The organism is Candidatus Contendobacter odensis Run_B_J11 (assembly GCF_000531125.1).
Classification (GTDB): Bacteria; Pseudomonadota; Gammaproteobacteria; order Competibacterales; family Competibacteraceae; genus Contendibacter; species Contendibacter odensensis.
The window spans coordinates 1-7,091 of the sequence record NZ_CBTK010000092.1 but is presented as its reverse complement, the minus strand read 5'-3'; the positions used below and the strand labels follow the sequence as shown (position 1 = coordinate 7,091).

The following is a 7,091-nucleotide window of genomic DNA, read 5'->3' as shown; positions in this document are numbered from 1 at the left end:
TCCTTCCAGTCTCGATGTTAATCATCGACCCTTGGAAGACGAAATCCAGGGGGCACCTCAATCAGCGTGCTAATCGTGAACAGGAATGGACAGCCCAATACCGCAAAGTGTTGGAGTATTGGACCCAACACGGATCAATAACCACACCTATCGCAATTGAGGCTCCAACCTTGTCGCCAGCTTCCCGCGAGGAAAAAGGCGAGGACAGTTGGATCAAATTGGCTCACTGGATTGCGGAGAACGGCAATGCCTGAAATAAAAATGGACGAACAGAGCCGCGATCTGATTCTGGCGGCGGAAATCAGCGGCTTGATTCATGATTTGGGTAAAACCCGGGAAGAGTTTGCCCAAGAGAAAATGAGCGGCGACCTAAGCCGAAACCAAAGGAAAAAGAAATTTGATGAACCTGCCAAAAAATGCCATCAGCGTGAAGCGCATGGCGCGATCCTTGAGGAAGGCCGACCTTATCCGCCTACCGACGAAGAAAACGAGTGGTTGAAACAAATTAAGGATCATGACGGCTGGAAAAATGTGCTGCGGATACCGGAACAATGGATTAAACCCGGTACGGTACAGGCGCATGGCCTCGGCGATCCTTTACGCCAGCACCACGCCAAAGGTGGTTTTCCTGCGGATCAGTTGACTCTGCTGGGCGATATTTACACTTTTGGCGCGGACATCCGTGATTCCGCTCTGGATAAAGGCTCAAGCGGGACGGATTCGGGCAAGCAAAAGTCCGAATATGGCTTTATCGCCGACAGTTTCGGCAACGAAGATGCCGACCGGCCTTACGGCCCTGAACCCTTGCGAACTCTCTGGCCGCAAGCGCGGCAAGTGCTTGAAGCGACTTTGCTGGTGGATGGTGCTTGGCAGGATGTCCCAAAAGCGCGTGAGACGCTGCTCAAGGAACTTGAACCCGTGCCCCGCGACCGGCCTGAACTGTTCCGCAAAGCCCTGGGCGAAACCCGCCGCCCCACCAACGATGTCACTCTCTGGCATCACTGCTATTCCAGCGCCAGTCTGTTCAAGGCGGCAGTGGCAGAAGGCGTATTGCGCCGGGATTTCCGCTATTTGCAAGATGAACAGGGCGCGTTCGACACCGGAAAAATCGGTCATGTCCGTTTCCGCCTATTGGGGATTCGCTGGGATTGGGCCGCGCTGGCTGGCGGTGCCTTACAGCCGGTGGTGCTGACCGCAATGGCGCAGAACCGGCAACAAGCCATTGCCCATCTGCGCCAGCGTCTCGAAGTGGATTATCCAGTTGGCAATCAGGTGTATGCCGATGACAACGGGGTGGTGTTCGTGGTCGGCGGCTTCTATCAAGGCTTGAAAGACGCCGAGGGTCAGCAAGCGGAAGCCCTGTTTCAGCAGCATATACTGAATCCTTTGCAGTCCGGCATCCTGCAAGACCTGGCTCCATTGGGCGCGGGCGTGGCAGTGCGACTGGCCTGGACTCAACCCCGCTTGTATCTGACCGATTATCCAGAGGTTATGGCTACGGACTGGACAGAGAGCAGCGGTGATCGGCAGCGACTCCTACAAGTCGGCGAGGATGAATTGTACCGACTGTGGGGTAAGCAAACTGGCGCAGATCAGCAGGTGCAAATCTGCCCACAATGTGGACTGCGGCCCGGACAAGCGCGAGAACTGGCGATCAATGAAAGCAGCTTGAATGCCGACGACGAGGACGGCCCTAGCAGCCTCTGCGACCATTGCCAGACCCTGGTTACGGACAAAGCCTATGTGCAACGCCGTCGCGAAGCGCAACAGTTGTTCGGCTTTGATCCGGCCACCTTCAATCTGCAAGAGATTCGTAACAAGGGGAATCTTCCCGGCAATGCGCGGGTGGTGATGCTGTCCCTGCGGGTCAATATTGAAGCCATTGCCAAAGGCCAAACCTTGTTGACTCAACAGGCACGGCCTATGGCGGATTTGAGGGAAATGCAGACCATTTGCGCGTCTTCGGCAGAGAAAGCAGGCGATGATCTTGAAAACAAGGTTCTAAAGCGCCTGCGCCAAGGCGGGGACAAACAATCGCTCTGTGAACACATTACTGCTGAATTAGCCAACGACGCCTGTCTGATTGTCGGTGACGATTATTGGCTCGATTTTCAGGAACAAAAAAATAATTTCAAAGGAAACGACGGGCGAGTGGTTGGCGAACCAGCGGAAAAGGCGCTGCGTCTGCTCGACGAATTCTTCCTGCGCGAATTCATCCCGGAAGACGCCGGTCTTTACCGCCATGATGGTGACAAGCTCTTGCTGTTCGGAATGCGGAAACATGCCTCGCCGGGCCGGCTGGCGCGCACTTGGGACGATTTGCAGGAGCTGTGGCGGCAAATCCTCTGGGACATCGCTGGTGACACGCAACACTGGCTGATGCCGCTCTCGCTGGACGCGGGCGGGTTCCGGGTGATCGTTGCCGCCCATGATGCCCGTAACGCTTTGGAGCGCATCCAGCAGCGGGTGACTGAAAAGCTGGGCAAAGTGCGGGCCGGTCTGGATGTGCATGTTTCGGCACTGGCCTTCCGCGAGAAATTCCCGCTGTACGTTGCTTTGGATGCCTTGCGCCGGATGGAACGGCGTATCGCCAAGACTCCGCCGCAAACCTGGAAACTGATGAGTTCGGCGCCGAATCGTGACGGGACGCTGCTGCTCAACTGGGAGACTCCGCAAGGCCCGGTGGAATGGACGGTTAGTTTGAAAACCGGCGATCCCCATCAGTCCGACCTCTGGTATCCCCACGCGATTTGCGTCTCTCGCCCGGAAGGGCCGGGGCGACTGGTGCGGCTCGATCAACTCGAAGCGGGCGAGAAAATCCGCCTGCGCCCGTCCACCTTCGACTTTATGGCGCTGGACGGCACCGCCCGCCGCTATGACCTGCGCTATGACGCCCAAGGCCGTCGCCCGCATTTCATCCTGGCGGAACCGGGTCGCCGACCCTACCTGCTGGAACAGTTGGATGAGGTTCTCAACCTGTCGCGCCAGACCGGCTGGAAGGTCAGCCAGACCAAGGGCTTGCTCGGCCAGATCATCGAATGCTATGAAAAATGGGTGCGCGACGTTCCCAACGAACTGCGACCCCAAGGCCGGGAGGCGTGGCGTGGGCACTGCGAAGCCATTTTCCGCCGCTATCTCAAGGATAAGGAAGTGCGCGCCCGCCTCATTGAGCTATTTAAGGATGAAGAACGCGCCTGCCTGCTGTTCGACGCCTTCGAGTGGAGCGGATTTATTGAAAAAGACGCGCACTCGCCCGTTGTAGAGAAAGACGCAGCCTAATCGCCGAGACCCTCATGAAATCACATCCTCTGTACCTGTTCGCTCTCGATCCCACGCATATCGGCGCGGGCGGCTACCGGCTGGGCCGGGTGGACAACACCATCCTGCGCGATGCCGCCACTGGCCTGCCCAAGCTTCCCGGCAGTTCGATCAACGGCGCGATCCGGGCCGCATCCATCTATTCGCTGCCCGACAGCGAACGGGAACAGGCGATGCAGTACGCCCGCGATACCTTGCACAACCAAAATAAACAACGTCCCCACCCCGGCGCGAATGATCCGGTAGCAAGAGTCTTCGGTTATGCCGAAGGTGATGGCGACGGCAAATCCCGCATTGGCCTGGTGTCGTTCCGCGATGCCGAAATCCTCGCCTTCCCCGTCCCGACGATGGCCGGGCCGCGCTGGATCACCACCCCAGCCCTGCTGGACGCCGCCGGGTGCGCCGATATCCCACCTATCAACGATCCGACCAAAATTGTGATCCAGAGCGTGGGAACGCCGCCGCCCCAAATCAACTTGGGCTGGATTCTGCTCGATGCCACACCAAAACCAATCCCTTTCCCGGAATTCCTCAACGACCAGCCCGGCATGGCTCACATCCGCGCCAATCTGGCGCTGGTGCATGACAGCCTGTTCCCCAGTCTGGTCAACGCCAATCTGGAAACCCGCACCTCGGTCTCCATTGACTTCGAGACCGGAGCCGGTGCGGACGGGCTGCTCTTCACCTACGAAGCTGCCCCACGCGGCGCCTTGTATCGGGGACAGGTGGATTTCGACGATCAACGCTTTCCCGAACTCTACGTCGGGTCCCTAGCGCTGGTGCAAAAGGGCTTGGCGCTGGCCTGTCAACTGGGACTGGGGGCGATGACTACCCGTGGTTTTGGCCGGATGCAGCCGATGCTGCAAGGAGTCTGACATGATCAATCTGGAACCGCTGGCCGCCAAAGCCGCACGAAGCATGGTCATTGACAGCCAAGCCAAGGACTCCTTTAACCTGATCAACAAGGCGCTGATGGTGCTGGCGGAACAGGGGCTGTTTGCTTTCGGCCTGTTTCTGAACAGCCGCAAAAATGACGAAGAACGGCTGGCGGCACAGATTGATCGTGCTGTGAAAGATTTGCTGGTGGCTGCCCGTCTCGCTGATCCGCCCGGCGCTGGAGTGCAGATCGCCGACTACTACCGGGCGCTGACCGAAACCCGCCCCACCGAGCAACCGGCGCAAGCCCTGCAACGGCTGATCCTCACCAAGCAGGTGGTGGAAACCGCTCTGACCTATGGCCGCTATCAGGCTAAGTCGCTGATCTGAGGATCGCACACCATGCAGTTCACCGGCTTCACTCTCGAACTGGAAACCCCGTTGCACATCGGCGCGGGGCGCGGTGGGATGCTGCTGCGCGGCCACGGCTTTGTACCGGGCCATGTAGTCAGTTACGCCCTCGCCGCCGCCCTCGGCAAAGCGGGCGGTGGCCGCTCCGCCGATTTTGCCCGCGCCCTCGACCTGGTGTTGCGCGAAACCCGCTGCGGCCCGCTGTTCATCCGTGACGCAGAGGAAAACCGGGTGCTGTCGCCCCGGCGGGACCGCGAGCGGATCGAAACCCACTATCTGACCGCCCGCAACCATGTCACCCTCGATCCCCAGACATGTAGCGCGGTGGAAACCGCCCTGTTTGAGGTGGAAAGCATCGCCGCCCGGACGCTGCACGGCCCGCAACGCGGCCAGCCGGTGCAACTGGCCGGCGGTCTCTGGCACACCGTGCCGCGTCTGGCCGGCAAGCCCATCCAGGACTGGTTCCGTTCGGGCTTGCTCCTGGGCGGCGAACTTAAAACCGGCTTGGGGCGAGTCCGGCTGGCAAAACCTGGCTGGATGCCCGATGCGCCCCATTACGCCCAACAGGCCGCCTGGCCGGTCAATCAACAGGGCCTGCGGCGGTCGACGGGTGATCTCCTCCCCGGCCCCAGTCTCGACGGCGGAACGGATGCGCCGCTGCAACCCTGGCTGGGTCGGCTGTTTGACGCAAATCTGGGTTTTGGACGACGCTTCCCCGGCGCGGCGCTGGCGCGGCTGGACGCCCGCTGTCTCACGCCCGGCTGCTATTTTCCTGCCACCGGCGAAATCGGCTTGGGCTGCTGGACGAGAGTTGATGGCGCGGCTCACTGACTTTCACGGCCTGCGCGTCTACGGCCTCGACTGTACCCTGCACGGCCCGCAACCGCTGAGCCTGCGCGGCTATTACGGCGGCCTGTTGCGCGGCGTCCTCGGCCATGCCCTGTTTCGTGGCAACTGCGTCTACCCGGAACCGCGCTGCGCCGAATGCGCCTTGCGCACTGGCTGCCCCTGGCCACAGGTGTTCAAGCCGCACCTGCTGCCCGATCAGCAGGACCGCCTGCCGCCCTACCTGGTGCATCGCTGGCAACCCTTGCCGGAGGGCCTGCGTTTCAGCTTATTGCTGCTCAACCCCGCGCTGAACTTTGCCGAAAACTGGCTGCGTCAGATGGATCGTTTCCTGCCGGAACTGGATTTCAACGGTCAGCACGGCATCCGCCTGGATGAAGTCCGCGATTTAGCCAGCGGTCAACCCGTCTTCCGCGACAGCCGCTTTGTGTCCGGCGCCCGGCTTAATCCCCTGCAACCGGCGCTGCCGGACGGCAATCTGATCACCGTGCAACTGCTCACCCCGCTGGTCAGCAAACATCAGCACGATGATCCCCTGTACGGCGCACTACGAACCCGGTTGCAACGGCTGGTCAACGTCTACGGCGACGGCCAGCCGTTGGCCGAGCCGGGAACCGCTCCTTGGCGGCTGGTCGCGGCTCGCCTGCGATCCCAAGCCACACCGGTGGGCCTGGATTCGCGGCGCTGCGTTCAGGGCTGGTGCGGGATATTGGCGTGACTGGAGTTCAGACGTGTGCTCTTCCGATCTCTGCGATCCCAAGCCACACCGGTGGGCCTGGATTCGCGGCGCTGCGTTCAGGGCTGGTGCGGCGAGATGGACCTGGCGGAGGTGACGCCAATGGGCAGACGATGGTTGGCGGCGGGCAGTTTCCTCCATGCGGGCGGCGAGGCGACTTTGGGCTTTGGCCGGTATCGCTGGCAGTGCGCGGCCTGAAACAGTTGCGGGTTTATGGCGCTGATTTAGCGGGGTTGAGCGACGCCGACGAGAAGCGGGAAGAGATCGAGCGCCATCCGGCAGGGAAAGTTCTCCTCCAGAGGGGCCAGGCCGAAATGCTCGTAGAAGCGAACCGCCGCCGTATCAAGGGCGTCCGTCACCAACAGGCGAAACGCCACAGGGCCGGTTTGCGCCAACTGAAGCGTCAAACCCAGCGCCTCTTCAAACAGATACCGGCCCAACCCTTGACCGTGAACGCGGCTATCGACAGCCAGGCGGGCCAGCAGGACGCCAGGAATCGGGAAACGCGGCAATCGATCCAGTGCGGGTAAACGTGCGGCCGCCCCCCGTTCGACACTGACCGTCGCCAGACTGAAATAGCCGGCCAGCTGTGGAGTCCCCGCATCGTCATCGATAGCCAGATAGGTTCGCGCCAACAGATCCTTCTCGGCATGACGCACGGCATATCGCTTCAGGTATTCGACCAGCGAGGCATGGGGATTCTGGAAATCAGACAGCAGGGCGCGGTGGGTGCGGCAGATGGATTCAATACGCAGCGGCATGATTCACGCCGCTGGCGGCCAATGCAGGGCAGGGAATGGGCGGGTGGGTTGAGCCAAATTCGCCAGCGCCGCCCGCAGGGCGGGGGACGGGTTGAATCCGCGCTCGAGAATCGCCGCCAGACGCAGAGTTTCCGCCGCGCTCA

The 7,091-nt window shown here is 60.9% G+C and carries 8 protein-coding genes; 7 read left to right on the top strand and 1 reads right to left on the bottom strand.

What is annotated here, in order from left to right; all coding sequences use genetic code 11:
- From BN874_RS25485 to BN874_RS07510, 7 genes are all read left to right on the top strand, one after another.
- Positions 1 to 254 (top strand): hypothetical protein (locus tag BN874_RS25485; protein WP_230314362.1); only part of this gene is annotated, 254 nt, incomplete at its 5' end.
- Positions 247 to 3,279 (top strand): hypothetical protein, encoded by a 3,033-nt coding sequence (locus tag BN874_RS07535; protein WP_034431862.1) that lies wholly within the window; start codon positions 247 to 249, stop codon positions 3,277 to 3,279. The genes BN874_RS25485 and BN874_RS07535, both read left to right, overlap by 8 nt.
- A gap of 14 nt (positions 3,280 to 3,293) precedes the next feature.
- The gene (locus BN874_RS07530; protein ID WP_034431861.1) at positions 3,294 to 4,193 is read left to right on the top strand and encodes an RAMP superfamily CRISPR-associated protein; all 900 of its coding nucleotides are present in this window, start codon (positions 3,294 to 3,296) and stop codon (positions 4,191 to 4,193) included.
- A 1-nt stretch (position 4,194) separates the two neighbouring features.
- A complete protein-coding gene (locus BN874_RS07525; protein WP_034431860.1) occupies positions 4,195 to 4,584 on the top strand; it encodes a hypothetical protein in 390 nt (129 codons plus the stop codon).
- Between the two features lie 12 nt (positions 4,585 to 4,596).
- The gene (locus BN874_RS07520) at positions 4,597 to 5,436 is read left to right on the top strand and encodes a hypothetical protein (RefSeq protein ID WP_034431859.1); all 840 of its coding nucleotides are present in this window, start codon (positions 4,597 to 4,599) and stop codon (positions 5,434 to 5,436) included.
- On the top strand, positions 5,420 to 6,169 hold the full coding sequence (locus BN874_RS07515) for a hypothetical protein (RefSeq protein ID WP_034431858.1): 750 nt from the start codon (positions 5,420 to 5,422) through the stop codon (positions 6,167 to 6,169). The genes BN874_RS07520 and BN874_RS07515 overlap by 17 nt, the downstream gene beginning before the upstream one ends.
- 15 nt (positions 6,170 to 6,184) lie before the next feature.
- On the top strand, positions 6,185 to 6,385 hold the full coding sequence (locus tag BN874_RS07510) for a hypothetical protein (RefSeq protein WP_034431857.1): 201 nt from the start codon (positions 6,185 to 6,187) through the stop codon (positions 6,383 to 6,385).
- A gap of 26 nt (positions 6,386 to 6,411) precedes the next feature.
- On the opposite strand, the gene BN874_RS07505 is transcribed toward BN874_RS07510, so the two are convergent.
- The gene (locus BN874_RS07505; RefSeq protein ID WP_051497558.1) at positions 6,412 to 6,948 is read right to left on the bottom strand and encodes a GNAT family N-acetyltransferase; all 537 of its coding nucleotides are present in this window, start codon (positions 6,946 to 6,948) and stop codon (positions 6,412 to 6,414) included.
- Positions 6,949 to 7,091 lie beyond the last annotated feature (143 nt).